Origin of the sequence: Curtobacterium sp. 260, from assembly GCF_030803485.1 — a bacterium.
Classification (GTDB): Bacteria; Actinomycetota; Actinomycetes; order Actinomycetales; family Microbacteriaceae; genus Curtobacterium.
In genome coordinates this window covers 65,808-91,334 of the sequence record NZ_JAURUY010000008.1, presented here as the reverse complement: position 1 = coordinate 91,334, position 25,527 = coordinate 65,808, and the positions used below count along the sequence as shown (strand labels likewise).

Annotated in this window: 21 protein-coding genes; 14 read left to right on the top strand and 7 right to left on the bottom strand. The window is 71.5% G+C overall.

Annotation, left to right across the window (positions count from 1 at the left end):
* The first annotated feature begins 128 nt into the window (after positions 1 to 128).
* Complete coding sequence (locus J2X59_RS11000; RefSeq protein ID WP_326496699.1) at positions 129 to 554, top strand: DUF3151 domain-containing protein; 426 nt, start codon at positions 129 to 131, stop codon at positions 552 to 554.
* Positions 555 to 785: 231 nt separating this feature from the next.
* On the opposite strand, the gene J2X59_RS10995 is transcribed toward J2X59_RS11000, so the two are convergent.
* The 4 genes from J2X59_RS10995 to J2X59_RS10980 are packed head-to-tail and all read right to left on the bottom strand — an operon-like array spanning position 786 to position 7,241.
* Positions 786 to 3,842, bottom strand: coding sequence for a glycoside hydrolase family 2 TIM barrel-domain containing protein (locus tag J2X59_RS10995; RefSeq protein WP_442781430.1), 3,057 nt, complete (start codon positions 3,840 to 3,842; stop codon positions 786 to 788).
* A 2-nt stretch (positions 3,843 to 3,844) separates the two neighbouring features.
* Positions 3,845 to 4,753, bottom strand: a complete 909-nt coding sequence (locus tag J2X59_RS10990) for a carbohydrate ABC transporter permease (RefSeq protein WP_442781429.1) — start codon at positions 4,751 to 4,753, stop codon at positions 3,845 to 3,847.
* Positions 4,754 to 4,776: 23 nt separating this feature from the next.
* A complete protein-coding gene (locus J2X59_RS10985; protein ID WP_326496697.1) occupies positions 4,777 to 5,880 on the bottom strand; it encodes a carbohydrate ABC transporter permease in 1,104 nt (367 codons plus the stop codon).
* The gene (locus J2X59_RS10980; protein WP_326496696.1) at positions 5,877 to 7,241 is read right to left on the bottom strand and encodes an ABC transporter substrate-binding protein; all 1,365 of its coding nucleotides are present in this window, start codon (positions 7,239 to 7,241) and stop codon (positions 5,877 to 5,879) included. The genes J2X59_RS10985 and J2X59_RS10980 overlap by 4 nt, the downstream gene beginning before the upstream one ends.
* A gap of 363 nt (positions 7,242 to 7,604) precedes the next feature.
* On the opposite strand from J2X59_RS10980, the gene J2X59_RS10975 reads away from it, so the two are divergent.
* Positions 7,605 to 7,880, top strand: coding sequence for a hypothetical protein (locus tag J2X59_RS10975; protein WP_251154157.1), 276 nt, complete (start codon positions 7,605 to 7,607; stop codon positions 7,878 to 7,880).
* Positions 7,880 to 9,046: a baeRF2 domain-containing protein gene (locus J2X59_RS10970; protein ID WP_326496695.1), complete on the top strand. Its 1,167-nt coding sequence runs from the start codon at positions 7,880 to 7,882 to the stop codon at positions 9,044 to 9,046. The genes J2X59_RS10975 and J2X59_RS10970 overlap by 1 nt, the downstream gene beginning before the upstream one ends.
* A 126-nt stretch (positions 9,047 to 9,172) precedes the next feature.
* Here the strand turns inward: J2X59_RS10970 and J2X59_RS10965 are convergent, their stop codons facing one another.
* Positions 9,173 to 10,336 (bottom strand): MFS transporter, encoded by a 1,164-nt coding sequence (locus J2X59_RS10965; RefSeq protein WP_326496720.1) that lies wholly within the window; start codon positions 10,334 to 10,336, stop codon positions 9,173 to 9,175.
* Between the two features lie 134 nt (positions 10,337 to 10,470).
* Between J2X59_RS10965 and J2X59_RS10960 the strand changes: the two genes are divergently transcribed.
* The gene (locus J2X59_RS10960; protein ID WP_326496694.1) at positions 10,471 to 11,211 is read left to right on the top strand and encodes a GntR family transcriptional regulator; all 741 of its coding nucleotides are present in this window, start codon (positions 10,471 to 10,473) and stop codon (positions 11,209 to 11,211) included.
* Positions 11,212 to 11,381: 170 nt separating this feature from the next.
* Here J2X59_RS10960 and J2X59_RS10955 read toward each other — a convergent pair whose 3' ends face one another.
* On the bottom strand, positions 11,382 to 11,537 hold the full coding sequence (locus tag J2X59_RS10955; RefSeq protein ID WP_326496693.1) for a hypothetical protein: 156 nt from the start codon (positions 11,535 to 11,537) through the stop codon (positions 11,382 to 11,384).
* Positions 11,538 to 11,743: 206 nt separating this feature from the next.
* Between J2X59_RS10955 and J2X59_RS10950 the strand changes: the two genes are divergently transcribed.
* The 7 genes from J2X59_RS10950 to J2X59_RS10920 all read left to right on the top strand — a co-directional run bounded on the left by J2X59_RS10950 (position 11,744) and on the right by J2X59_RS10920 (position 20,516).
* Positions 11,744 to 12,847, top strand: a complete 1,104-nt coding sequence (locus J2X59_RS10950) for a LacI family DNA-binding transcriptional regulator (RefSeq protein ID WP_326496692.1) — start codon at positions 11,744 to 11,746, stop codon at positions 12,845 to 12,847.
* 105 nt (positions 12,848 to 12,952) lie between these two features.
* Positions 12,953 to 14,734, top strand: coding sequence for an ABC transporter substrate-binding protein (locus tag J2X59_RS10945; protein ID WP_326496691.1), 1,782 nt, complete (start codon positions 12,953 to 12,955; stop codon positions 14,732 to 14,734).
* Positions 14,731 to 15,711: an ABC transporter permease gene (locus tag J2X59_RS10940; protein ID WP_066651916.1), complete on the top strand. Its 981-nt coding sequence runs from the start codon at positions 14,731 to 14,733 to the stop codon at positions 15,709 to 15,711. Before J2X59_RS10945 ends, J2X59_RS10940 begins: the two co-directional genes overlap by 4 nt.
* Positions 15,708 to 16,667 carry an ABC transporter permease gene (locus J2X59_RS10935; protein ID WP_326496690.1) on the top strand — a complete coding sequence of 320 codons (960 nt, stop codon included), beginning with the start codon at positions 15,708 to 15,710 and terminating at the stop codon, positions 16,665 to 16,667. The genes J2X59_RS10940 and J2X59_RS10935 overlap by 4 nt, the downstream gene beginning before the upstream one ends.
* Positions 16,664 to 18,427, top strand: coding sequence for an ABC transporter ATP-binding protein (locus J2X59_RS10930; protein WP_326496689.1), 1,764 nt, complete (start codon positions 16,664 to 16,666; stop codon positions 18,425 to 18,427). Before J2X59_RS10935 ends, J2X59_RS10930 begins: the two co-directional genes overlap by 4 nt.
* Complete coding sequence (locus tag J2X59_RS10925; RefSeq protein ID WP_326496688.1) at positions 18,424 to 19,311, top strand: alpha/beta fold hydrolase; 888 nt, start codon at positions 18,424 to 18,426, stop codon at positions 19,309 to 19,311. The genes J2X59_RS10930 and J2X59_RS10925 overlap by 4 nt, the downstream gene beginning before the upstream one ends.
* 8 nt (positions 19,312 to 19,319) lie before the next feature.
* Complete coding sequence (locus J2X59_RS10920; protein WP_400340618.1) at positions 19,320 to 20,516, top strand: glycoside hydrolase family 1 protein; 1,197 nt, start codon at positions 19,320 to 19,322, stop codon at positions 20,514 to 20,516.
* A gap of 76 nt (positions 20,517 to 20,592) precedes the next feature.
* Here the strand turns inward: J2X59_RS10920 and J2X59_RS10915 are convergent, their stop codons facing one another.
* Positions 20,593 to 21,519, bottom strand: coding sequence for a hypothetical protein (locus tag J2X59_RS10915; protein WP_326496687.1), 927 nt, complete (start codon positions 21,517 to 21,519; stop codon positions 20,593 to 20,595).
* A 52-nt stretch (positions 21,520 to 21,571) separates the two neighbouring features.
* Between J2X59_RS10915 and J2X59_RS10910 the strand changes: the two genes are divergently transcribed.
* The 3 genes from J2X59_RS10910 to J2X59_RS10900 are packed head-to-tail and all read left to right on the top strand — an operon-like array spanning position 21,572 to position 25,493.
* Positions 21,572 to 23,617, top strand: a complete 2,046-nt coding sequence (locus J2X59_RS10910) for an acyltransferase family protein (RefSeq protein WP_326496686.1) — start codon at positions 21,572 to 21,574, stop codon at positions 23,615 to 23,617.
* Positions 23,618 to 23,630: 13 nt separating this feature from the next.
* Positions 23,631 to 24,704, top strand: coding sequence for a UDP-glucose 4-epimerase GalE (gene galE / locus J2X59_RS10905; RefSeq protein ID WP_326496685.1), 1,074 nt, complete (start codon positions 23,631 to 23,633; stop codon positions 24,702 to 24,704).
* Positions 24,705 to 24,749: 45 nt separating this feature from the next.
* Positions 24,750 to 25,493, top strand: a complete 744-nt coding sequence (locus J2X59_RS10900) for a sugar transferase (RefSeq protein WP_326496684.1) — start codon at positions 24,750 to 24,752, stop codon at positions 25,491 to 25,493.
* Positions 25,494 to 25,527 lie beyond the last annotated feature (34 nt).

Sequence of the window (25,527 nt, the reverse complement as noted above, 5' to 3'; positions counted from 1 at the left end):
CGGGGACCCCCGTGTCCGCCACCCGTGCTGCCGGTCGGTCTCCCGCCCCGGCGGCCCCGCGTGACGACGAGGTGTCACCCACCGTAGGGCGGACGCCGCTCCTCGGCAAGAGGTGACAGGCTGGGGGCATGCCGGAGAACCTGCTGCCGAACCCGACCGCGAACCCCGCGACCCTGCTGCCGGAGGAGCCCGAGGTGACTGCCGCGCTCACCGCCGACGCCCCGGTGTCGAGCGTCGTCGTGTCGCACCCGTCCTCGAGCCTGGCGTGGGCGCTCCTCGCCGACGAGGCCTGGGCGCGCGGCGCGACCCTCGAGTCCTACGCCTACGCCCGCGTCGGGTACCACCGCGGTCTCGACGCCCTGCGGAAGGCGGGGTGGCGCGGTGCCGGGCCGGTGCCGTGGTCGCACGAGCCGAACCGCGGCGTGCTCCGGGCGCTCTTCGCCCTGCGCCGCGCGGCGTCCGCGATCGAGGAGCCGGGCGAGCCCGAGCGCCTGACGGAGTTCCTCGACGCGTCGGACCCCGAGGCGCTCCGCGCCCTCACCGCGGGGGAGTAGCGGGCGGCCGTGGCGGCGCCGCTGCGCGGCTGCCGCCCGCTGCGGATGCAGTCCGACCGTGCGGCGCCGCGCACCGCGGTGGCGGCGCGACGCCGCCGCACAACCGGAAGCACCTCGCGCCACGGGAACCCGTGGCGCGAGGTGCTTCCGGTCGTGCGCGAGCAAGGCGCGCCACGGTGCGCGGCGCGCAGGCGCAGCCGCAGCAGCAGCCGCCGCAGCGGCGCCCCGCCCCTACCCGAGCACCACGCTCCACGAGAACGCCTGCGGCCACAGCTGGTGCTCCGGGAGCACGTCGAGCCCGCACGCCCGCGACCCCAGCCCGTGCTGCGCCGCGTCGAGGTACAGGTACGCGTGCTCCGGCGTCGGCAGCTCGTACGGGTGCATCGCACGCCCGAGCTCCTGCGCGGTCCACGGCGAGAGCGTGAAGCCCGCCCGGTGCGCCCCGACGGTCGACACCGTGAACGGCCCGACCGACAGCGTCCGCAGCCCCGGCCGGTGTCCGGTCTCCTGCGGCATCGAGTAGTCGACGGTCAGCGCCCGCACCGGCGCACTGAACCGGCCGATGCGAGCAGCCCGCGACGAGTCTGCGTACGACTCCGCCGGTCCGGTCCCGAACCACGAAGCGTCCTCGTCGAGCAGCGACGCCGGCAGGTCGAACCGCACGCCGATCCGCGGCCAGGTGACGTCCCACGCCCCGAACGGCACCGCGTCGGTCTGCAGCAGCAGTCCGTCGTCGGTCAGGGTCCAGCGGTGCGTGACGTCGACGCCCCACCCGCTGTTCGCCGCCGCCACACGGACGCGCTGCTCGAGGCCGTGGTCGGTCCGCGACACCGACACGAGCCGGTGCGTCAACCGGTCGAGCCCGCGTGCACGCCACCGGACCGCCGACGCGGGAGCGGTGGGGTCGCCGACGCCCTTCGTCAGCACCGGATCGGCCGTCTCGTACCCGCCCTGCGAGGCCAGGCTGTCGTTGTCCGTCGGTGCGCGCCACAGCTCGAGCCGCGGCCCGGCGACCTCGTGCCCCTTCCAGGACACCAGGTCACCGCGGGCGGTGAAGGTCCCCTCGCCGAGACGGTCGCCGTCCCAGCCCTGCCGGGAGGCCCGGGGCACGTCCGCCGCGCGGCTCGCCACGAGCCGCTGCGTGCGTGCGACGACGTGGCCGGTGTCCGCCCACGCGGTCGGCCCCGCCAGCTCCGCCGTCACGTCGATCCACAGCTCGTCGCCGGGGGCCAGGGACCTGGAGTCCGCGGCTGCCGCGAGCACCTCGTCGGACACCGGGACCGTGGCCGACTGCCGGGCCGCGACGACGCCGGGGGTGAAGCGGCCACTGGCCTCCTCGACCCCGTTCCGCGACAGGGTCCAGCGGAAGCGCAGTCCCGCGGTCGATGCGGAGTGGTACCGGTTCTCGACGAGCACGGTGGTGTCCGACAGCGAGAACCGGATCGGGGCCACGACGGCCGCGAACTCCGCCAGCCCCGGCGTCGGGGAGTCGTCGGGCAGCACGAGGCCGTCCATCACGAAGTTGCCGTCGTGCACGACCTCGCCGAAGTCGCCGCCGTACGCGTAGTAGTCCTCACCCGACGCGGTCTGCGCGAGGAGTCCGTGGTCCCGCCACTCCCACACGAAGCCGCCGTGCAGTCGCGGGTACCTGTCGACCAGGTCCTCGTACTCCTGGATCTGGCCGGGTCCGTTGCCCATCGCGTGGACGTACTCGCAGTGCAGGAACGGCTTCGTCCGCTGCCGCGCGGCCTCGGCCGGACCGCACCCGAGCAGCGGGGTCTCCGGGCCACCGCCGATCGACTCGGTCTCCTGCAGCGTCGGGTACATCCGCGAGTACACGTCGGTGTAGGCGCCGGTGTAGTCGCCCTCGTAGTGCACCGGGCGCTCGTCGTCGCGGTCGTGCACCCACTGCGACATCGCGGCGAGGTTCCGGCCGGTGCCCGACTCGTTGCCGAGCGACCACATGACGATCGACGCGTGGTTCTTGTCGCGCTCGACCGTCCGGGCGATCCGGTCGAGGTAGGCGTCGCGCCAGGCCGGGTCGTCCGAGGGGTTCCCGACCCAGTCGGTGAAGAGGAAGCCGTGGGTCTCGAGGTCGCACTCCAGGACCACCCAGAACCCGAGCTCGTCCGCCAGGTCGAGCACACGGGGGTGCGGCGGGTAGTGCGAGGTGCGGATCGCGTTGACGTTGTTCCGCTTCATGAGCGCCATGTCCGCGCGGGCGTGCTCCTCGTCGAAGACGCGGCCGCGGACGGGGTGGGTCTCGTGCCGGTTCACCCCGTGGAACACCACGCGCTCGCCGTTCACCAGGAACCGGTCGCCGACGATCGACACGGTGCGGAAGCCGAGGCGCAGTGCGACGGTCTCGCCGCCCGCGCGGCCGCCGGCGTCCGTGCCGGTGGAGACGGTCGCGTCGTACAGCTGCGGGACCTCGGCGCTCCACGGCTCGACGCCCTCGAGCGTGATCGGTGCGACCTCGTCGGCCGAGGCCCACGTCACGTCGACACCGAGGTCGGGCACCCGGAAGCGCACCGGGAACGCGGCGTCGAGGGTCGGGAACGCGATCGTTCCCGTGCCGGTCTCCGGACGTCCGGAGGCAGCCGTACCGGCCGTGGCGGCGTTCCCGAGGGTCGCGGTCCAGCCGGCACGCACGAACACGTCGTCGATCGGCGCGGTCGGTCGGGCGAGCAGGGTGACGCTCCGGAAGATGCCGGGCAGCCACCACTGGTCCTGATCCTCGAGGTACGAGGCCGCCGACCACTGGTGCACCCGGACGAGCAGCTCGTTCGACCCGGGCACGAGCAGCGAGGTCACGTCGAACTCGGTCGCGAGTCGGGATCCGGTCGACCAGCCCACGAGGGACCCGTTCAGCCACACCCGGAAGTGCGACTCGACACCGTCGAAGCGCAGCAGCACCCGGGCCGCGGCGTCGAAGGACGCGGGTACCTCGAACGTGCGGCGGTGGTCGCCGGTCGGGTTCTCCTCCGGCGGGTGCGGCGGATCGATCGGGAACGGGTACTGCAGGTTCGTGTAGCTCGGCGCGCCGTGCCCGTGCAGGACCCAGTGCGACGGCACGGGGAGGCTGCCCCACCCGTCCTCCACCCCCGGGAGCGGGACGTCCGCGACCGGCGACCACCGGAAGTCCCAGTCCCCGTCGAGCGACAGGGACGGGGCGTCGGTGTGCAACCAGGCCCGCGGCGCGAGCCGGGTGTCCGAGCCCGGTGCCGTCGAGGCGAGCGCGTCGAGCGCATCGGGCGTGGTGCTGGCGGAGGACGAGTGAGCAGCGATGGTCAACCCTTGACCGATCCTTCCGTGAGGCCCCCGCGCCAGAAGCGCTGCAGGACGATGATCGCGATCACCAGCGGGATCACCGAGACGAGCACGCCGCCGGTGGTGAGCTGGTAGAACTCTGGCAGACGATCGACCTGTGCCCGCCAGTTGTTGAGTCCCAGTGTGATCGGGTAGAGCTTCTGGTCTGCCAGCATGATCAGCGGCAGGAAGAAGTTGTTCCAGATGCCGACGACCTGGAACAGGAACACGGTCACGAGCGCCGGGGTCATCTGGCGCAGCACGATCGTGTGGAAGATCCGCAGCTCTCCGGCACCGTCGATGCGTGCCTGCTCGAGCAGCGCGGTGTCGACCGAGGCCGCCGCGTACACCCGGCACAGGAACAGCCCGAACGGCGACACGAGGCTCGGGATGAGCACGCTCCAGTACGTGTCGGTCAGGCCCATCGTCGAGAAGAGCAGGAACAGGGGCAGCGCCGTCGCGGTCCCCGGCACGAGCACACCGCCGAGGATCGTGCCGAACACCAGCTGCCGCCCGCGGAACTCGTACTTCGCGAGCGCGTACCCGCCGGCCGCGGCGAAGTAGGTCGCCAGGACCGCGCCGACGCCGGAGTACAGGACGCTGTTCACGATCCAGCGGACGAAGATGCCGCCGTCGTACGAGAACACCTGCTGGATGTTGCTGAACAGCGCGAACTCGCCGCCGAACCAGAACCCGTTCGTCGCGAACAGGGCGCCGGTGGTCTTCGTCGCCGCGATGACGACCCAGTACAGCGGCACGAGGAAGTAGACCGCGACGATGACGAGGATGGCCGTCACGACGATCTGCGAGCGAGGGGAGCGGTCGAGCTTGCGGCGCTGGTGCGCCGTGATCGACGTGGTGTCGACGGGCTCGGCGGCCTGCTTGGTCACTGGCGCCTCGATGGCTTCACTGGTCATGCTTCCGCCCCCTTGCTGTCGGCCTGGAGGCGCGGCGCGGCTCCGGCGGTGGTGCTGCGGTCCGCGACGCCGGTGGCGGGTCGCGACCCGGTGGCGGACGTGCCGCGCGTCTGGAGCGCGCGCCGCGCCTCCAGGCCGTCGCGCTTGGCCCGCTTCTTCTGGTCGCGCTCGTTCTTCGGCGCACGGTTCGTCAGCGCGAGGAACGCGAACGACAGGATGAACGCGGCCAGCGCGATGATCACGGCCTGCGCGCTCGCGACGCCGTACTCGTTGAACGCGAAGGCGTTCGTGTACGCGGCGTAGTTCGGCGTGTACTCGGTGTCGATGGCGGGCGCGACCGTCGACAGGATCTGCGGCTCGGCGAAGAGCTGCAGCGTGCCGATGATCGAGAAGACCGTCGTGAGCACCAGGGCCGGGGCGATGAGCGGGATCTGGATCCGCCACGCGACCTGGAAGGGGCCGGCGCCGTCCATCTTCGCGGCCTCGTAGACCTCGCCGGGGATCGACTTGAGCTGCGCCACGATGATGAGCATGTTGTAGCCCGTGTAGGTCCACGTGACGATGTTCGCGATCGACCACAGCACGCTGTTCGCGCCGAGGAAGTCCGGCTGCAGCCCCATCGACTGCAGCAGCGACACGATCGGTGACAGGCCGGGCACGTAGAGGAACGACCAGAGGATCGTCGCGATGACGCCGGGGACGCCGTACGGCATGAAGTAGACCGCGCGGAAGAAGGCGGGCCAGCGGGCGCTCGCCGACTCCAGCAGCAGCGCGAGGATCGTGCAGAGGACGATCATCACCGGTACCTGCACGATGCCGAACAGGAGCATGCGCCAGATCGAGCCGACGAACCCGGCGTCGTTCAGCGCGGTGACGTAGTTGTCGAAGCCGGCGAAGCGGCCGGTGACACCGTCCTCGCCGAACAGGCCCTCGCGGTCGACGGTGGTGAAGCTCTGGAAGAGGGCGCTGATGATCGGGATGATGAACGTCAGCACGAACAGGGCGAGGAACGGGGCGAGCAGGATCCACGGGGCGCGCTTCTGGGCGCTCGTGGCCTTGGTGCTCGTGCGGAAGCCGGATCCCGGCTGGGTGGCGGTCATCGTGCGGTCCTGACGCTGAGGCCCTTGTCCTTGAAGGACTGGACGATCTCCCGCTGGGCGAGCTCGACCGCGTCCGTGAGCTTCAGCCCACCGGTGAGCTTGCGGCGGAACTGGTTCTGCAGGCTGGTGAAGGCCGACTGGGTCACGGGCGACCACGACCACTCCAGGTTCTGCTCCTGGGCCGAGGGGACGAAGACCTCCTCGTTGTAGTTCTGCCCGGAGAACCACTTGGACGGCTGCTGGCGCGCCTTGCCGATGTAGTCCTTCGCCGGGGACCAGCCGATGCCGCAGTACTTGATCATCGCGTCGACGCCCTCCTTCGAGGTCGTCATCCACGTGATGAACTCGAGCGCTTCCGCCGGGTGCTTCGCGTTCGCCAGCACGGCGGCCGTCGAGCCGCCGATCGAGCTCGAGCCGTAGCCGGTGTCGCCCCACGTCTGCATGGGGGCGACCTTCCACTTGCCCTCGCCGCCCTGCACGGACTGGATGAGTGCGTCGCCCCAGCTCGCGCTCGTGACCGCGGCGATCTTGCCGCTCGCGGCGGCGGCGTACCAGCCCGGGGAGTACGCCCCCGCGCTCGTGTCGACGAGCTTGTCGTCGATGACACCGTCGAAGAACTCCGCGACCATCATCGTCTTGTCGTCGGTCATGTCGACGACCCAGGCGTCCCCGTCGGTCCGGAACCAGCGCGCCCCTGCCTGCTGCGCGTACGCGGCGAAGGGCGAGGCGTCGGCGACCGGGAACACCTCGAGGTAGTTGCCGTTGCCCGTGCCGCGCACCTTGTCGGCCAGGTCGCGCCACTCGTCCCACGTCGTCGGGGGCTGACCGCCGGCCTGCTCGAGGATCGCGGTCTGGTAGTAGAAGCCCATCGGGCCGGTGTCCTGCGGGATGCCGTAGACGCCGTCGACGAACTCGACCTGCGACCACGCGGCCTCGTCGTACTTCGACTGCACGTCCTTCGCGCCGTACCGGGCGAGGTCGACCAGGCCGTTCGCGAGCATGAACTCCGGGATCTGCCGGAACTCGACCTGCCCGATGTCCGGACCGCCGCCGGCCGCGAGCGCGGAGTACATCTTCTGGTACCCGCCCGCGTTGCCCCCGGGGATCCAGTTCGCGGTGACCTGGATGCGCGGGTTCTTCGCGTTCCAGACGTCGCAGACCTTCTGGAGGTCCTTGAGCCACGCCCAGTAGGTGATCTGGACGGTCTCGCCACCGGCGGCCGCGGGGACCAGCGCAGCCTTGTTGACGTTCGTCGATCCCGGGACGGCGCACCCGGCGAGCAACCCCGCCGCAGCTGTTCCGAGTCCGAGTCCGAGCAGGTTCCGTCGTGACAGGACGGTTCTCGATGGGATGGGTGTCATCACGGCTCCGGTTCGTCGTTGAGCGGGGTCGGAGCCAGCAAAGCACAAAACCGAGCGAGGCTGTGCATTCCTGAAGTATCCACAGAACGTCGTGACCGAACCGTGGCCGGGTGGGACGCCGGGCGAGCGCGACGGCGCGAGACTCGGTTCCGCGAACACGTTCGCGGTCGCGGCGACGCGAATCCGTCCGCTCACGCGAGCCTCGGGGCGGGCCGTCGCCGCCCCGCACCGCGCTGGCTGCGTGTTCGCTCCGACCTCCGAACGTGGTCAGCGCCGAGCGCGCACCGTGGTCAGCACGCACAACACCGAAGCCGCAGGCGGCCCGACAGCGACGTCGGCGGCACCGACGCAAAGGGGCAGGCGATGACCGATCGCGGCAACAGCACGCACGGACCCGAGCTCGACGACCAGCTCGCGCACGAGGCGCAGAGCATCGTCCAGGGGCACGGCAGCAACGCACACGTCGAGGAGTTCCGGCAGTCCGAACCGGTGCCCGACGACACCGACGACGCCGAGACGGTGACGGCCTCCGGGTACGACGGCGAGCTCGAGGGGTCGTTGCAGGACGACGGGTCGGGCGTCGGCGGGGGATCGGACGCCGTCTTCACGACCGAGACCGACGAGGAGGGCGAGCGCTGATGGCCCAGACCACCCGCGAGACCAGCGCCCTGCAGCCCGAGATCGTCCAGGCGCTCCAGAAGCCGGGTACCTGGACGTGGGCGTACGTCGACGCCTCGGGCAACCGGGAGGACCCGCGCCGCATCGCCGCGCTCCAGCGCCGGACCGTCTCCGATGCGCTCGCCGGGCAGGGCTGCTCCGACCGTGCCGCACAGATCATCGAGGAGGAGCTCGTCGAACAGCCCGGTGTCCCCGCACCCGTCGCCCGCTACGTGCTCGTCCGCGACGACGAACTCGTGCTCAGCGAGGTGCTGCCCGGGCACCTGCACGGCCAGGAGTCGATCGGCACCGGCGCCGTCCCCGACCTGCTGCCCCTGCTCGCCCACCGGCCCTTCGACCTGCCGTTCCTCGTCGTCACCGTCGGACGTGAGGGCGGCGGCTTCCGCAGCTACCGACTCGGGCACGCCCCCACCGGCGCCGCCGAGGACGAGCAGCGCGTGCAGGGCCGGACCGACACGCTGCACAAGGCGAAGTCCGGTGCCGGGTGGAAGCAGCCGCACTGGCACCAGCACGCCGAGGAGATCTGGAAGCAGACCGCCGGCGAGGTCGCGGCCGCGATCGAGGAGACCGTCCGGGCGACCGCGCCCCGGCTGATCGTGCTCGCTGGGGACATCCGTGCCCGCGAACTCCTGCGTGGTGAGCTCTCGACGTCGACCAGGGCGCTGGTCACCGAGGTCGCGGTCGACCCGCGCGCCGACGACGCCTCCGAGAAGGCGCTCGTGCAGCACGTCGACCTCGCCCTCGCTCGCGTCCTGGCGTCGCGGCGGCACGACGTGCAGGACCTGCTCCGCACGCACGAGGGCCGCGGGGACAACGAGAGCGTCAGCGGGATCGGTGCCGTCGTGTCCGCGCTGCAGCAGGCCCAGGCAGCCGTCGTCACGCTCGACGCCGGTGCGCTCGGGGACCGGACGCTGTACGCGCTCGATGCCGCACCCTGGGTCGCCACCGCTCCCGAGCAGGCCGCGGGGGCGTCGGTGCTGGGGCAGGTCCCGGCGGTGTGCGCACTCGTCCGGGCAGTCGTCCTGACCGACGCCGAACTCGTCCTGGTGAACGCGGCGTCGCTGCCGAGCGGTGCCCCCGCGTCCGCGCTCCTGCGCTGGCCGGTCGGTCCCGCCGTCCCGGCCTGACCCCGTCCGCCGCGGAGGCCCCTCGCACGGACGCCCCTTCCGCGGGACGCAACGTCGGCGGTTGCTCGCAGCGGTACACCCCTGCGAGCAACCGCCGACGTTGCGTGTTGCGGGCGGTGCTGGGCGTCAGTCGTGGGAGACGTCGGCGCGCGGGACGACCGGCAGCGCGAGCAGGGGCAGCGCGGCCACGATCGCGAACGACGCCGCGAAGCCGAGCACCCCGACGAGCGCGCCGACACCGGGACCGACGGCGCTCGCCGCCAGGAACTGCCCCGTGTTCTGCGCACCGAGCGCCCGGCCCGACCACGAGGGCCCCGCCGCCTCGGCCACCGACGTGTAGGCGAGCCCGTTGTCCGCCACGGTGACGCTCGTGGCGATGACGAGGAACACCGCCGCGGGCGCCCAGTGCGACACGTCGACGAGCGCGAGTGCGCCCATCACGGCCGCCGCGGCCACCGCGACGACGCGCAACGGCCCGACCCGGGAAGCGACGCGGTCGCTCCAGGCACCGACCAGGATGCGCCCGACGGCCCCCACGAACTGCGAGGCGCCGACCAGCAGTCCGGCCGCAGGCGTCGACCACCCGAGGCCCACCAGCCAGACCAGCCCGTACGTCGAGAGCGTGAACTGCGGCACGACGAGCAGCACCGACACGAGGTGCACCCGCCACAGGAACCCGGACGCCCGGTACGGGTTCGCGGGGCCCGCGTCGATCGTCGCGGTCGTCACCGCTGCCCGGGCCTGCCGAGGCCGTGGGGGATCGACGACGCCCACGGCGCAGAGCGCGGTGAGCACCGCACACAACACGAACGGCAGTACGAGTGCGGTCCGGACACCGTGCGTCTCGGTCAGCAGCGGCACCGTCACGGCAGCGAGCGTCACGCCGAGCGGCTGCGACATCTGCCGGATGCCCATGGCGAGACCGCGCCGCTCCCTCGGGAACCACCCGACCACGACCCGTCCGCTCGCCGCGTTCGTCGACGCGCTCGTCATGCCCGCGGCCAGGAACGCGACGCCGAGCAGCAGTGGGTCGCCCGCCGTGACCCACGCGGCGACGACGGTCAGGGTGGTCAGCGCGAGTCCGCCGGCGATCACCGCCCGTTCGCCGACGCGGTCGGTCACCGCGCCCCAGGCGATGAGGGTGAGGACGAGGCCGATCGTCGGGGCGGCCGCGAACAGTCCCGCCGACGCGAAGGGCATCCCCTGCGCCAGCAGGTGCGGGATGAGCAGCGCCGGGGCGGAGACGACGAGGGTCCCGGCAGCCTGTGCTGCGACGCCGAGCGCGAGCATCGTCCACGCCCTGGCGGGGACGACGGGCGGAGCGGCGGTGGTGGTCTGCGCGGGCACGTCGTCTCGATCGGGGAGCGGCTGGTGTACCAGGACGGTATACCAACACACGTCGATCTGCACTACGCTGGTCCGCCGTGACCGAGACGACCGAGACCGCCGCGCCCGTCTCGCAGACGAGCCAGCTCTACGACAACCTGCGCGCGGCGATCCTGACCCTCGACATCGCCCCCGGAGAGCGGATCTCGGAGCGCGGACTCGAGGGGCGCTTCCACGCCTCGCGGACCCCCGTGCGCGCTGCGCTGTCACGGCTCGAGCGCGAGGGGCTCATCCTCCACGAGGGGCGGTCGTGGACGGTCACCCCGATCGACCTCGACGAGATCGCGTCGCTCGCCGAGCTCCGCGGCGTGCTCGAACCCGCCGCGGCGCGTCTCGCCGTCGAGCGTGCCTCCGCCGAGCAGCTCGACGAGGTCCGTGCGCACCTCGACCAGCTCCGCAGCACACCCGACCGCGAGGCCGGGATCCGCATGGGCTCGACGTTCCACCTGGACCTCGCCGCGCTCGGTGGCAACCGCTTCGTCACCGATGCGATCGCCGACGCCCTCACCCGGCTCGAGCGGACGCGGTGGATCGAGGTCCGCACCGCCGAGGCGCGCGAGGCCGCGTGGGACGAGCACAGCGCGATCCTCGAGGCCGTCCGTGCCGGCGAGGCCGACCGCGCGGCCGAGCTGCTGGCGGCGCACGTCGCGGGGACCAACGACCGCCTGCTCGCGTTCATCGCGCAGGAGCGACGGCGCCTGCGCGGTGCGGGCATGGCGATCGTCGGCAGCCCGGAGACGCTCGGCGACGGCGAGCCGGCCGCCACCCAGACACATTGACCACCCAGGCGCACTGACCACCCGGGCCCACTGACCACCCAGGCGCACCGGTCAGGAGCGAACGGCCGCACTCGCCACCCGGGCGCACCGGCCAACAGGCACCGGGGCGCACCGGCCAGGAGGCACCGGCCGGACCGACGAAGCGGACCCGACCCGTGCCTCCCGGCTGGTCAGGCCCTGGTCGTGGGTTCCTCGGACCCGTCGATCTCCTGGACGGACAGCGTCGCGCCGTGCTCGGTGTGGTCGAGGAGCGCGTCGCGCACCTCGGCCTCGTCGGTGGTGAGTCGGATGGCGTGCTTGCTGCCGGACCGCGTCTGCTGGGACATCGAGAGTTCCTCCTGTGTGCGTGGGCACCGTCGTGGTGCGCTTCCTCACGGGACGTTCTGAGGTCGCAACAGTCTGCGCCCGCCCCTCCGCGGAACGCAAGGGGTGTCGGCCGGCCTGTGGAGGAGTCGGAGTCGGGCCCGTGCCTAGGATGGTGCGGCCGCGCACCGGTGCAGCGGCCGGGTGGACGTCGGACGGGAGGCACGGCATGAGCGCGCAGCGCACCGCACCTCCCACGGTCTACGACGTCGCGTCCCAGGCCGGCGTGTCCATCGCCACCGTCTCCCGCGTGCTCCGCACGCCGGACGCCGTCCGTGAGGGCACCCGCGACCGCGTGCAGGCGGCGATCCGGAGCCTCGGCTACGTGCCGTCCGGCAACGCACGTGCCCTGGCCGGCAAGCGGACCGGCGTGGTCGGCCTGCTGCTGCCCGGGTTCGACGTCGTCCCGGACGAGCGACCCGACCTCGTCACGGACGGTGGCGTCCGGGTGGTCGACGACCGACGCCACGTCACGCAACCGTTCTCGTCGAACCTGTACTTCGACGAGGTCCTGCGCGGTGCCGAGACCGAGGCGTGGCAGCGGGGGCTCGCCCTCATGGTGGCGGCCGGGCGGGGGTCCTCGCGGGACGTCATCGTGAACGACGTCGCGGGCCGCGTCGACGGCCTGGCGGTGCTCGCGCAGACGGTGCCCGACGACCTGCTCGAGCACGTCGCCCGGCGCATCCCGGTCGTGGTGCTCGCGGACGACCGGCGCTCGCACGGCTTCGACTCGGTGAGCGTCGACAACGCCGCGGGCATGCGCACGCTCGCGTCGCACGTGATCGGTCGGCTCGGGATCCGCTCGCTGGCCTACCTGGCGGGGCCGATCGACTCTCCGGACGACATCGAGCGTTCGGCGGGGTTCCGCCAGGCGCTCGCCGACAACGACCTGGCGGCGTCCGACGTGCGGGTGGTGCACGGCGACTTCGGGCGCGCACGGGCTCGTGAGCTCGCGTCGGCCCTGTTCGACGGGGTCGACGTCCCCCGCGGCGTGATCTGCTCGAACGACCAGTCCGCGCTCGGCGTGCTCGACGCCGCCGGCGCGCGGGGGCTGCGCGTCCCCGAGGACGTCGTGGTGACCGGCTTCGACGGCATCGACGCCGGGCGCTTCTCGACGCCGCCCCTGACGACGGTGCACCAGCCGATGGGGGAGCTCGGTCGTGCGGCCGTCCGGGCGATCGTCGACCGGTTCGAACGGCGGGAGGGGCCCCCGCGCGCTGTGCGGCTGCCGGTCGAGGTGCTGCTGCGCGAGAGCTGCCCGCCCGCGCTCTGAGCGGCGCCGACGTTCCGCCCCGGCACGGAACCCGGAGGTTGCACGTGGTGATGTAAGCGCATACATTGGGCGCAGCACCCACTCGACACGGAGGTCGACCGAGCAATGACGCTTCCCCCACAGCGCACGCGCGGGCACCGCGACCCGCGCCCGGACGGACGGCCGACGCCACCGGCGCCGCACACCCCCGCCCGCCGCCGCGGCCGCATCGCCGCCGCCATCGCCGGACTCGCGGTCGTGGCCCTCGTGGCCACCGGCTGCAGCATCCAGGTCCGCTCCCAGCCGGACCCGAGCATCGGCAAGGACACGATGCTCATCAACGCGGACCGTGGCAACCCACTGTTCGACCGCAACTTCAACCCGTACATCCCGAACGCCCGCACCGCGAGCAAGTGGATGTACGAGCCGCTCATCGAGATCAACCCGCTCGACGGCAAGGGCACCCCGTGGCTCGCGAGCTCCTGGGAGCTGCCCGACGCGCGGACGATCGACATGACGATCCGCAAGGGCGTCGAGTGGTCCGACGGCACGCCGTTCACCCCCGAGGACGTCCTCTTCACGTTCGACCTGCTCAAGAAGTTCCCGGCGATGGACGTCAAGGGTGCCTGGCAGCACATCGACCGCATCGATCGGGACGGCGACCACCTGGTCTTCCACCTCAACGGCGAGGACGTCCCGAGCCTCAACATCATCGGCGCGACCTACATCCTCCCCGAACACCACTACGGGAAGGTGAAGGACCCGGTCACCTGGCGAGACCCGAACCCGGTCGGCACCGGTCCGTTCGTCCTGGGCAACTACTCCGATCAGCAGTACTCGATGGACAAGAACCCGACGTACTGGCAGGCCGACAAGATCGCGATCAAGCACCTCGTGCTCCCCGCGACGAACACGCAGCTCGACACCGTCACACGGGGCTACGACTGGGCGTACTCGTTCATCTCGGACGTCAAGGGCACGTGGGGGGCCGCGTCCGACACGAACCAGTGGTGGTTCCCCGCCGGCGGCGTGATCGGTCTCATCCCGAACCTGACGAAGGCGCCGTACGACGACGTCAACGTGCGCAAGGGCATCTCCTACGCGCTCGACCGCGACGGCATCGCCGAGACCGCCTCCGAGGGCAACCTCAGCGCCGCGGGCCAGACCGGCCTGATCCTGCCGAACCAGGAGCAGTACCTCGACCCGTCGATCCCCGACGAGGGGATGATCACGCAGGACACCGACCGCGCCCTCGCCGAGTTCGCGAAGTCCGGCTACGAGCAGCAGGGCGGCAAGCTCGTCAAGGACGGCAAGCAGCTCGAGATCAACCTGATGACCGCGAACGGCTACTCGGACTGGCTCCGTGCCGCCCAGCAGGTGCAGCGTGACCTCGGGAAGATCGGCGTGAAGGTGCAGATCCAGGCACCGCAGCCCGCCGGCTACCAGCAGAACATCAACAACGGCAAGTTCGACATGGCGATGGGCGGCATGGGGAACGGTGACGTCTTCCAGGCGTACAACTCGCTGCTGTCGAGCGACTTCTACCAGCCGGTCGGCAAGTCGACGGTGAACAACTTCGAGCGGTACAAGAACGCGGACACCCAGAAGCTGCTCGACGAGTACCGCGGCACGACCGACCGTGCCGAGCAGCAGCGGATCCTGGACCAGCTGCAGGCCATCGTGTACGACGACCTGCCCGTGATCGGCATGTACTACGGCGGACTCTGGGGCCTGTTCAACACCGGCAAGTTCGTCGGCTGGCCGAGCGCGGAGGACCCGTACATGGCACCGCAGAACTACGACTCGGCCCCGCTGCTCATCTTCACGAAGCTCCGGCTCCGTGACAGCGCCGCAGGCAAGCAGATCCTCGAAGAGCAGAAGACGCAGCAGAAGGAGGCGGGCAAGTGAAGTACATCCTCCAGAAACTCGTCCTCTTCGTCCTGACCCTCTGGGCTGCGGTCACGCTGAACTTCGTGCTCCCGCGCCTCATGCCGGGCAGCCCGTCCGACGCCGCGCTCGCGAAGCTGAGCCAGAACGGTCCGGTCACCGACGCCACGAAGAAGGCCATCGAGGCCCAGCTCGGCGTCCCCAGCGGCAACCTCTGGGACCAGTACGTCAGCTACCTGCACCAGGTCGTCACCCTCGACTTCGGCACGAGCTACACGTTCTACCCGCAGCCGGTCGGTGACCTGGTCGGCCGCGCACTGCCGTACACGCTCGTGCTCGTCGGCACGGTGACGGTCCTGGCGTTCGTCATCGGCACGCTGATCGGTGTCGCTGCGGCGTGGAAGCGCGGCACGTGGCTCGACTCGCTCCCGACCCTGTCCGGCAGCTTCATGTCGACGTTCCCGTACTTCTGGACGGCGCTCCTGCTGCTGTTCTTCCTCGGCTACGTCCTGCACTGGTTCCCGACGACCGGGGCGTCGTCCGCGACGAGCGTCCCGGGCTGGAACGGCACCTACATCGGTGACGTCCTGCGGCACGCGGTCCTGCCGGCCGTGACGATCCTCGTGACGAGCCTCGGCGGCTGGATCATCGGCATGCGCAACGCGATGATCAACACCCTCGGCGACGACTACGTCACCTTCGCCGAGGCCAACGGCCTCCGCGGTCGCACGGTCGCCGTCCGGTACGCCGCGCGCAACGCGATCCTGCCGAACCTGACCGGCTTCGGCCTGGCGCTCGGTGGCGTGGTCGGCGGCTCGGTGCTGGTCGAGCAGGTGTTCGGCTACCCGGGCATCGGCTACCTGCTCTTCAACGCCGTGATCGGGCAGGACTACCCGCTCATGCAGGCCCTCTTCCTGATGATCACCGTGTCGGTGCTCATCGCCAACTTCATCGTGGACGTCCTCTACGGCGTCCTGGACCCGAGGACGCGCCGATGACCAACACGAAGGCACCCGACGCAACAGTTGCCGTCCGGACCCAAGACACCCAGCAAGAGCAGCAGGCCCCCTCCAAGCTCCGATCGGCAGGACGACAGTTCGGCGTCGTCTGGAGCAACACGAAGGCCCGCATCGGCCTGTGCATCCTCGGCTTCTTCGTCCTCGTGGCGATCGCCGCCCCGCTCCTCGCCCCCTACGGCGGCAGCCAGAACGGCTTCGCGCGGAACGCAGACGCCAGCTGGGCGCACTGGATGGGCACCACCGCCGCCGGCGAGGACGTCCTCTCCCAACTGATCTACGGCGCCCGGGTCTCCGTGCTCGTCGGCGCGGTCGCGGGCCTCCTGTCCACGCTCGTCGCCGTCGCGATCGGCCTGAGCTGGGGCTACATCCGCGGCTGGGTCGCCGAGGTCATCGGGTTCATCGTGAACCTGTTCCTCGTCATCCCGGGCCTGCCGCTCATGATCGTCATCGCGGCCTACCTGCAGAACGGCGGCATCGCGGTGATCATCGCCGTGATCGTCGTCACCGGCTGGGCCTGGGGTGCGCGCGTCCTGCGCAGCCAGACGCAGTCCCTGCGCAGCCGCGACTTCGTCACCGCCGCGCAGTTCTCCGGCGACGGTGCGACGCGCATCGTGTTCCGCGAGATCCTGCCGAACATGACGAGCCTGATCGTCGGCAGCTTCTTCGGCGCGGCGACCAGCGCGATCCTCGCCGAGGCAGGGCTCGAGTTCCTCGGACTCGGCGACTCGTCGATCGTCAGCTGGGGCACGATCCTCTACTGGGCGCAGAACTCGAACGCACTGCTCACCGGCCAGTGGATCCTGCTGTTCGCCCCCGGTCTCTGCATCGCCCTGCTGGCGATGAGCCTCACCCTGATCAACTTCGGCGTCGACGCCGTGTCCAACCCGCGGCTGCGCGAGGGCGCGCGCCGCAAGCGCAAGGAGGTCACCGCATGAGCGGCGCAACCAGCGACGGCCTGGAGGCCCGTGGCGGCACCGCCACGCGCCTCCCGTCCGACGGCACCCAGGTCGAGGTCCTGCTCGACGTCCGCGACCTGTCCGTCGTCTACGAGTCGGCCGGCCAGACGGCCGTCCAGGCCGTCGACCACGTCTCCTTCCAGCTGCGCAAGGGCGAGTTCGTCGGTCTGGTGGGCGAGTCCGGCTCGGGCAAGTCGACCCTCGGCTACGCGCTCACCCGGCTGCAGAAGCCGCCGGCGCGCACCAACGGCGGCAGCATCGTCTTCGGCGGCGCCGACATCCGCGACCTCGACGACGAAGCGCTCCGCCAGCAGCGCCAGGGCGGCTTCGCGATGGTCCTGCAGTCCGGCATGAACGCGCTCAACCCGGTGCGCACGATCCGCAACCACTTCGTCGACGTCTTCCGGGCGCACGGGCACGTGCCGCGCGAGCGCTGGGACGCCCGGATGCGGGAACTGATCGGCAAGGTGAAGCTGCCCGAGACGATGCTCGCGCGCTACCCCGGTGAGCTCTCCGGTGGCATGCGGCAGCGCGTGTCGATCGCCCTCGCGCTGTCGCTCGAGCCGCAGCTCATGGTGTTCGACGAGCCGACCACGGCGCTCGACGTCCTCGTGCAGCACGCGGTGATGGACACGATCATCGAGCTGCAGCGGTCCGAGGGGTTCACGGCGATCCTCATCAGCCACGACCTCGGCATCGTGCTCGAGGCCACCGAACGCGTGCTCGTCATGCACGAGGGGCGGATCGTCGAGGACGGCCGCTCGCTCGAGGTCCTCCGCGACCCGCAGGACGAGTACACGACGATGCTGCTGTCGCACTACGCGGACCCGCGCGCGGAGGTCGTGTCGCTGCCGGGCTTCCCGGATCGGTCGCAGCGGTCGGTCTCCCGCCAGGAGACGACCTCGTCGTTCGCCACCGTCGGGTCGCGTGAGCGCAGTGCCGCGAAGAACCCGATCGTCGTCGACCACCTCGTGAAGACGTACCCGGCGCCCCGCCGCGGTGAGCAGCCCGTGCAGGCCGTCCGCGACGTGTCGTTCACCCTCGAGCCCGGGCAGTCGCTCGCCCTCGTCGGCCAGTCCGGCTCGGGCAAGTCGACCATCGCGAAGATGCTCACCGGCGTCGAACAGCCGACCTCGGGCACGGTGCGCTTCGGCGACACGGACGTGGCGAAGCTCGGGAGGCGGGGGCTCAAGGACCTGCGCTCCGAGGTGCAGATGGTGTTCCAGGACCCGTACGCGGCGCTCAACCCGCTGCACACGGTGGAGTACATCCTGTCCCGGCCGATCGCGAACTACACCGGACTCCGCGGGCGGGATGCCCGTCGCCGGATGCTCGAGATCCTCGAGACCGTGGGCCTGACCCCCGTCGAGCAGTTCGCGCAGAAGCTCCCGCACCAGCTCTCCGGCGGGCAGCGGCAGCGCGTCGTCATCGCCCGGGCGCTCGCGAGCGACCCGCAGGTGATCATCGCCGACGAGCCGGTCTCGATGCTCGACGTGACGCTGCGGGCCGGCGTGCTCGCGCTGCTCGAGGACCTGCGCGAGCAGTGGGGCGTCTCGCTCCTCTACATCACGCACGACCTGCTGAGCGCGCGGCTCATCACCGACGACATCATGGTGCTGCACGACGGCGCGGTGGTCGAGCGGGGCCGGACGGCCGAGGTGCTGCAGCACCCGCAGGACGACTACACGGTGGCGCTGCTGGACGCGGTGCCGAACCCGCGGCGGACACTGCTCGCATGACCACGGTGCACGAGTTCCCGTCCGTCCCGGCCTTCGGGCACCTCCCCACGCCCGAGGGCGTCGACGTCGTCGGCATCGACCTGCCGGTCGGGCGGCTCACCGCCTACCGGGTGGTCCCGTCCGGACCCTCGAAGGGTGTCGTGCTCGTCGTCCCCGGGTACACCGGCTCGAAGGAGGACTGGCGCACCTTCATGCCGCTCCTGCGTGACGCCGGCTGGACCGCGGTCGCGATCAGCCGCCGAGGGCAGGCCGACTCGGCGGCACCGACCGCACCGTCCGACTACTCCTTGGACGAGGAAGCGGCCGACGTCGTCCGGGTCGCGGCACTGCTCGACGACGGCGCGCCCGTGCACCTGATCGGGCACTCGCTCGGCGGGGTCATCGCCCGCGAGGCCGCCATCGCCTCGCCGCAGTCGTTCCGGTCCCTCGTGCAGTTCTGCTCCGGCCCGTACGGCTGGCCCTACCGCAAGGTCACTGAGCTGACGATCCTGCACGACACCGGCGGCAACCTCCGCCAGCTGTTCGACGCCACGAACCCGCTGTGGGCGTACCGACCCGACGAGGAACTCCCCGACGACGCGCGGATGGTCCGCGACCGCTTCGACGCCACGAGCCCGTTGAGCGTCGTCGCCGGCGGACACATCCTCGAGGACCACACCGACTCGTCCGCCGAGCTGCGCGCGACCGGGCTCCCCGTCCTCGTGGCGCACGGCGAGTGGGACGGAGCCTGGCCGATCCCGTGGCAGCGGCAGATGGCGGAGGACACCGGCGCCCGCTACGAGGTCGTCCCCACGAGCTACCACGGCCCCCACGTCGAGAACCCGACCGCGACCATCGCGCTCTTCGACTCGTTCTTGACGAGCACTGACTCGTCGCAGCACTGAAAGGACTCATCATCACCACGCTGCAGTTCCCCGACGGCTTCCTCTGGGGCGCCGCCACCGCCGCCCACCAGATCGAGGGCAACAACGTCAACAGCAACTGGTGGGTGCACGAGCACGAGCCCGACACCACCATCGTCGAACCCTCCGGCGACGCCGCCGACAGCTACCACCGCTACCGCGAGGACATCCGCATCGCCGCCGACCTCGGGCTGAACTCCTACCGGTTCAGCATCGAGTGGGCGCGCATCGAGCCCGAGCGCGGTCACGTCTCCCGCGCCGAGGTCGACCACTACCGCCGCATGGTCGAGGCCTGCCACGAGGCCGGCATCGAACCGATCGTCACCCTCATGCACTTCACCGTGCCGCGCTGGTTCGAGCGCGACGGCTTCTGGCGCGCCGACGACGCGGCCGACCTGTTCGCCCGCTACACCGAGGCCGCGCTCCCGGTGGTGCAGGACGGCGTCCGCTACGTCTGCACGATCAACGAGCCGAACATCGCCGCGATGCTCGCCGGGGGAGAGGACGCCGCCAACCTGGTCGCCTACGGCCTGCCGAACCCGGACCTGCACGTGGCGGATCAGCTGCTCGCGTCGCACAAGCGGTCCCGCGAGGTCCTGTCCCAGGTCTCCGGGCTCCAGTCCGGCTGGACCATCGCCACGCAGGCGTTCCGCGCGAACGGCGAGCCCGGCTCCGAGGAGATGCTCCGCGAGTACGGCTACCCGCGTGACGACTGGTACCTCGAGCAGGCCGCGGGCGACGACTTCCTCGGCGTGCAGGCGTACACCCGCACGTTCATCGGCGCCTCCGGTCCGGTGCCGGTCGCGGACGACGTCGAGACGACCCTCACCGGGTGGGAGTTCTGGCCGGAGGCCTCGGCCGACGGGCTCCGCAGCGCATGGGAGCTGTCCGGCCACGTCCCGCTGATGATCACCGAGAACGGCATCGCCACCGCCGACGACTCCCGCCGGGTCGCGTACACGCAGGGCGCCCTCGAGGGCATCCACCGCTGCATCGAGGACGGCATCGAGGTCCTGGGCTACCAGCACTGGTCCCTCCTGGACAACTACGAGTGGGCCTCCGGCTACCGCCCGACCTTCGGGCTCGTCGCATGGGACCGCGAGACCTTCGCACGGACGCCGAAGGACTCGGCGCGCTGGTACGGGAAGGTCGCGCAGGCGAACGCGCTCGAGACGCGTCGCGACTGACGCGACCCCTCTTCCGGTCTGGAGGCTCGTGACCGGTCGTCACGGGCCTCCCGTCCGTCGTCCGGTCGCCCTGCGGTCAGCGGGTCGCCTCGTCGCTCGAGGGATCGTCGGCGACGTGGGCCTCGCCGAAGGCGTGCGCGTCGAACCAGGCGAGCAGCACCTCTTCCGCCTTGCGCGACCCGCGCTCGCGGGCGATGTCGAGCGCCGTCCGGTCCTCGGCGTCGAGCACCGTGACGTCCGCGCCCCGTTCGATGAGCGCCTCCGTCGTCCCGCGCCGGTCGAACCATGCGGCGGCGTGCAGCGGGGCGAAGCCCCAGCGCGGGTCGACCTCGTCGATCCCGGTCGGGTCCGCGCCGACCCCGTCGAGCTCGAGCGAGAGCCCGCCGACGTCCCCGTGACCCGCAGCGCGCACCGCGGGAGCGGCCCACTCGAGCCAGCCGTCCGGCACCGGGCCGTGCCAGCCGTGGGCGGGGCGCGCCTCCAGGTCGGACCACGCCGACTCGGCGACGGGACGGACCTCGATCACCACGTCGCGGAAGTGCACCGCGAGCTCGCCGGTGGGGGAGAGCAGCAGGCGGAGCTCCCAGACGTCGGCGTCGACGTGGGCGATCTCGCCGCGGGAGACCTGGACGTCGCCGGCGAGGACCGCGAGCGGTACGGTGTCCGCGGGCTCGAGGACGGCGCGGTGGAACTCGAGCGTCACGCGGGCGTGGTTCCAGCGGCGCCAGAGGCCGTCCGGGGTGTCGAGGACCTCGTCGGTCCGGGCGACGACGACCGCGCGGACCGTGCGGGTGGGGGTCGCGTCGATGCCCGCGGTGTCGTTCCCGCCGGTCTCGCTGACCTGCCACTCGGCGATGCGGGCCTCGTTCCAGGTGACGGACGCGAGGGCTGCGACGGACGGGGGTGCGTCGGTGACCAGGCGGGCGAGGTGCTCGGCGTAGCCGTCGACGTCCTCGAGGGAGACGTACCCGACACCGGGCCAACCGACTCGACTCCATCGCACGGGAAGGACCATACCAAGCGCTTCGGATCACCGGCGCTCTCCACAGGAATTCATGTTCCGTGTACTGGTGTTCCAGATGCGACATCATTACCAGATGCTCCTCCTCCGCGCCTCCGGAACGCCGTCTCGCCGACGGAGCCTCCGTCCTGAACTCCAGGGCGTCCGAGCTGTCGCGGCCGGTGTGGTACTCGCCTTCCACGCAGGCGTGCCGGGTCTGGACGGGGGCTTCCTCGGCGTCGATGTGTTCCTCGTGCTCTCCGGGTACGTGGTCACCAACGTGTTGCTCGCCGAGCGACGTCGTCTCGGCTCGATCGACCTGCTGTCCTTCGTCGTCGCGCGGTTCAGACGCCTCGCGCCGACCGCCGTGGTGGTCGCCCTCTCGACGTTCGCCGTCGCGCTCCTGATGACCTCCCCGTTGGTGCACCCGCGGCTCGCTGCCGAGGCGGCCGCGGCCGTCCTCGGGTACGAGAACGTGCTGCTCGCGCTCCGAGGTGTCGACTACCTGCAGGACGACACCGCGAGTGCGTTCCAGCAGTTCTGGTCGCTCGGGCTCGAGGTGCAGTTCTACGCGGTCTGGCCGGTGGCGCTCATCCTGGCGCTGCGGTCCGGGGGGCGGCGGGGTGCGATCTGGGCCGCCGGGTTCGGGATCGTCGCGTCGATCGTGAGCGTGCCGCTGGCCCGGGCGGTGGCGGAACCCTTCGCCTTCTTCATGCTGCCCAGCCGCGCATGGGAGTTCCTGCTGGGAGCGTTGCTCGCGGTTGCCGTCTCGGTGGCCTTCACCCCTGCCGTCACCGCGGTGGTGCGAGCAGCCGGTCTGCTCGCGGTCGCCGGTGGTGTGGCCCTCGCCGGACCGGAGACCGAGCAACCCGGTCCGCTGACGCTCCTCCCGGTGCTCGGTACCGCGGCACTCGTGCTCCCGGGCACCTCGGCGCGGTCCGACGTGGTACGGCGCATGCTCAGTACGCGACCCGTGGTGGTGCTCGGTGACGCTTCGTACTCGATCTACCTGTGGCACTGGCCGCTCCTCGCGCTCCCGGTCCTCGTGCGCGGAGCGCCCACGCCGTGGCCGTTCCGCGTCCTGCTCGTCGCCGCGGCGGTCGCCGTCGGCCTGGTCAGCGCCGCGGTCCTGGAGCGTCGTGCACGTCGACTGCTCGAACGCTGCCGTCCGCGGACCACGATGGTGCTCGCCGTGGCGGCGGCGGCCGCGCTCGTCGTCCCGAGTGTGGCCGCCGTGTCGGCGCGCACGACCTCGGACGTCCGGGTCCCCGGCCCCGACGCCACGAGCGCAGCCCTCGGCCCGAGCGCCCCCGATGTCGTTCCCGCGAACGTCACGCCGGGGCTCACGGATGTGCTCCGCGACCTGCCCTTCCCGTACCCGGCACACTGCGTGGCGGAACTGCTCGACCCGCCACCCGACCCGTGCGTGACCGACGCGGGACGAACCCGTCGTGTCGCACTGCTCGGGGACAGCCACGCGATGCAGTGGGCGGACGTCGTCCGACGTGCGGCGGAGGACGCCCGAGTCGGCCTGACCGTCCACGGGCGAGCCGCCTGCCCGTTCGCGGACATCCGGGTGGTCAACCCGCAACTCGGTCGCGAGTACCGCGAGTGCGATGCGTGGCGACGAGCGACGTTCGCGAGCATCCGCGCTGAACGTCCGGAGGTCGTCGTGGTCGGAGAGGCAACGTCGCTCTACCGGGGGCGCCAGGTGGACGACGCTCCCTTCGAGCGCGTGTGGCGCGACGGCATCCGGCGGTCCCTCGCCGCCCTGCCCGCCGGGACGCGTGTCGTCTTCCTCCAGGACACGCCGTCGTGGTCGTTCGACCCGAACGAGTGTCTCGCGCGCCACCTCGAGGCGGCGGACCAGTGTGCGCGCCCGAGCGGGGAGCTGCTCGACGCCGGTGTCCGTCGTGAGGTCCGCGGCCTCGGACCACCGGTGACGGTGATCGACCCCCTGTCGGCACTGTGCGACCGCGTCTGCTCCCCGGTCCTGTGGAACGTGCTCGTGTACCGCGATCGGTCCCACCTCACCGCCACCGCCGCCCGCGAGCTCGGCGGGCCGCTCCGGCACCGACTTTCCGCGATATTCCGGCCGTGATATGTTGTACGTCATGGCGTCCTCCGATCGATCGACCGTCCTCGTCACAGGTGGGGCGGGCTACATCGGGTCACACGTGGTCCGACTCCTCGTCGAAGCAGGCAGGGACGTCGTCGTGATCGACGACCTCTCCACCGGTGAGCTGCACCGGATCGGCGGTGTCCCCTTCGTGCACCTCGACCTCGCGTCCGTCCGTGCACGAGCCCGCCTCGGCGACACGATCCGTGCTCACGGTGTCGGCGGTGTCGTGCACCTCGCGGCGATGAAGCAGGTGGGGGAGTCCGTCGATCGCCCCACCTGGTACTTCGATCGCAACATCGGCGGCCTGACCAACCTCCTGGCTGCGATGGAGGACTGCGACGTCCGCGATCTGGTCTTCTCGTCGTCGGCTGCGGTGTACGGCGACGTCGCCGGTGGGCAGGTGCGTGAGGAACACCCCTGTGTGCCGGTCAACCCCTACGGGCAGTCCAAGCTCGTCGGGGAGTGGATGCTGACCAACGCCGCCCGTGCGTGGGGCCTGCGGGGGATCAGCCTGCGCTACTTCAACGTCGCGGGTACGGGGTGGCCAGAGCTGCGCGACCGAGCCGAGACGAACCTCGTGCCGATCGTCATCCGCGCGGTCCGTTCAGGACGACCGGTGCCCGTGTTCGGGACCGACCACCCGACGGCGGACGGCTCCTGCGTCCGCGACTACATCCACGTCGCCGACCTTGCCGACGCCCACGTCGCCGCGCTCGACCACCTCCACGGAGCGGATGCCGGACACACCGCGGTCAACCTCGGAACGGGGCGCGGCACGTCCGTGCTGGAGATCGTGCAGGCGGTCTCGGCGTGCGCGGCACGCCCGGCGGTCGTCGACGCCCTCCCGCCACGCGCCGGTGACCCCGTGACCGTCGTGGCCGACCCGTCGCGTGCCGTCCGGCTCCTCGGCTGGCGGGCCCGTCGCAGCGTGGCCGACGCGGTCAGGAGCGCGTGGTCCGCCTCACTCCCCGCCGATCCCGCCGATCCCGCCGACTCGCCCGTCCCGACTGCCCCCGCCGGCCCGACCGTCCCCGCCGTCGCCGTCCCCGCCGGATCGGCTGGTTGAGCCGGTTCCGACGCCGTGCCCGCTCCTCATCCCGGAAGGAATCCGATGTCCTCGAACCATCCGTACGACCGGACCAAGCGTGTCCTCGACGTCATCGCGGCGCTGGTCCTGCTCGTCCTCTCTGCGCCCGTGTGGCTGCTCGTGACGATCGCACTGCTCCTCGTGCAGGGGCGGCCGGTGTTCTTCCGACAGCGCCGGACCGGGCTGCACGGGACGACCTTCTCGATGCTCAAGTTCCGGACGATGCTGCCGGACATCGACGGCACCGGTACCGCGAGTGATCATCTCCGCGTCACGCCGCTCGGAGCGTTCCTGCGTGCGACGAGCCTGGACGAACTCCCGAACCTGCTCAACGTGCTCCGCGGTGAGATGAGCATCGTCGGCCCACGACCGATGCTCGCGATGTTCATCGAGCACCATGCCCGGGACGGCCACGGCCTCCGGCACGCAGTCCGGCCGGGGGTCACCGGGCTCGCGCAGGTCAACGGCCGGAACGACCTCGAGTACGTCCGACGCTTCGAGTACGACCTCGAGTACGTCCGACGTCGCTCGCTCGGCCTCGACTTCGTGGTCCTGCTCCGCACCGTGCCGGAGGTCCTCTCCCGACGCGGCGCCTCCGGTGCCGAGCCCTGCGCTCTCGGCGCGACGGACGCCGCGGCCGGGGTACAGGCGCCGGTGCTCGGGGAGACCGAGCGGGCGGGGGGCGGTGCTGCGGCCGACCCGCACGACGGCCGGGCCGGGGAGACCGAACGCCACCTTGCCGAGGTCGGGGTCGGCAGTTCCGTGTGAGGTGACAGAGCGGACCGGGCTGCCCGGCCCGCTC

Excerpts from the sequence above, each read along its gene's own strand:
- J2X59_RS11000 (WP_326496699.1), top strand. The coding sequence starts at position 129 with ATGCCGGAGAACCTGCTGCCGAACCCGACCGCGAACCCCGCGACCCTG.
- J2X59_RS10985 (WP_326496697.1), bottom strand. The coding sequence starts at position 5,880 with ATGACCGCCACCCAGCCGGGATCCGGCTTCCGCACGAGCACCAAGGCC.
- J2X59_RS10980 (WP_326496696.1), bottom strand. The coding sequence starts at position 7,241 with ATGACACCCATCCCATCGAGAACCGTCCTGTCACGACGGAACCTGCTC.
- J2X59_RS10975 (WP_251154157.1), top strand. The coding sequence starts at position 7,605 with ATGACCGATCGCGGCAACAGCACGCACGGACCCGAGCTCGACGACCAG.
- J2X59_RS10970 (WP_326496695.1), top strand. The coding sequence starts at position 7,880 with ATGGCCCAGACCACCCGCGAGACCAGCGCCCTGCAGCCCGAGATCGTC.
- J2X59_RS10965 (WP_326496720.1), bottom strand. The coding sequence starts at position 10,336 with ATGCTCGCGCTCGGCGTCGCAGCACAGGCTGCCGGGACCCTCGTCGTC.
- J2X59_RS10955 (WP_326496693.1), bottom strand. The coding sequence starts at position 11,537 with ATGTCCCAGCAGACGCGGTCCGGCAGCAAGCACGCCATCCGACTCACC.
- J2X59_RS10950 (WP_326496692.1), top strand. The coding sequence starts at position 11,744 with ATGAGCGCGCAGCGCACCGCACCTCCCACGGTCTACGACGTCGCGTCC.
- J2X59_RS10945 (WP_326496691.1), top strand. The coding sequence starts at position 12,953 with ATGACGCTTCCCCCACAGCGCACGCGCGGGCACCGCGACCCGCGCCCG.
- J2X59_RS10935 (WP_326496690.1), top strand. The coding sequence starts at position 15,708 with ATGACCAACACGAAGGCACCCGACGCAACAGTTGCCGTCCGGACCCAA.
- J2X59_RS10930 (WP_326496689.1), top strand. The coding sequence starts at position 16,664 with ATGAGCGGCGCAACCAGCGACGGCCTGGAGGCCCGTGGCGGCACCGCC.
- J2X59_RS10925 (WP_326496688.1), top strand. The coding sequence starts at position 18,424 with ATGACCACGGTGCACGAGTTCCCGTCCGTCCCGGCCTTCGGGCACCTC.
- J2X59_RS10910 (WP_326496686.1), top strand. The coding sequence starts at position 21,572 with ATGTTCCGTGTACTGGTGTTCCAGATGCGACATCATTACCAGATGCTC.
- galE (WP_326496685.1), top strand. The coding sequence starts at position 23,631 with ATGGCGTCCTCCGATCGATCGACCGTCCTCGTCACAGGTGGGGCGGGC.
- J2X59_RS10900 (WP_326496684.1), top strand. The coding sequence starts at position 24,750 with ATGTCCTCGAACCATCCGTACGACCGGACCAAGCGTGTCCTCGACGTC.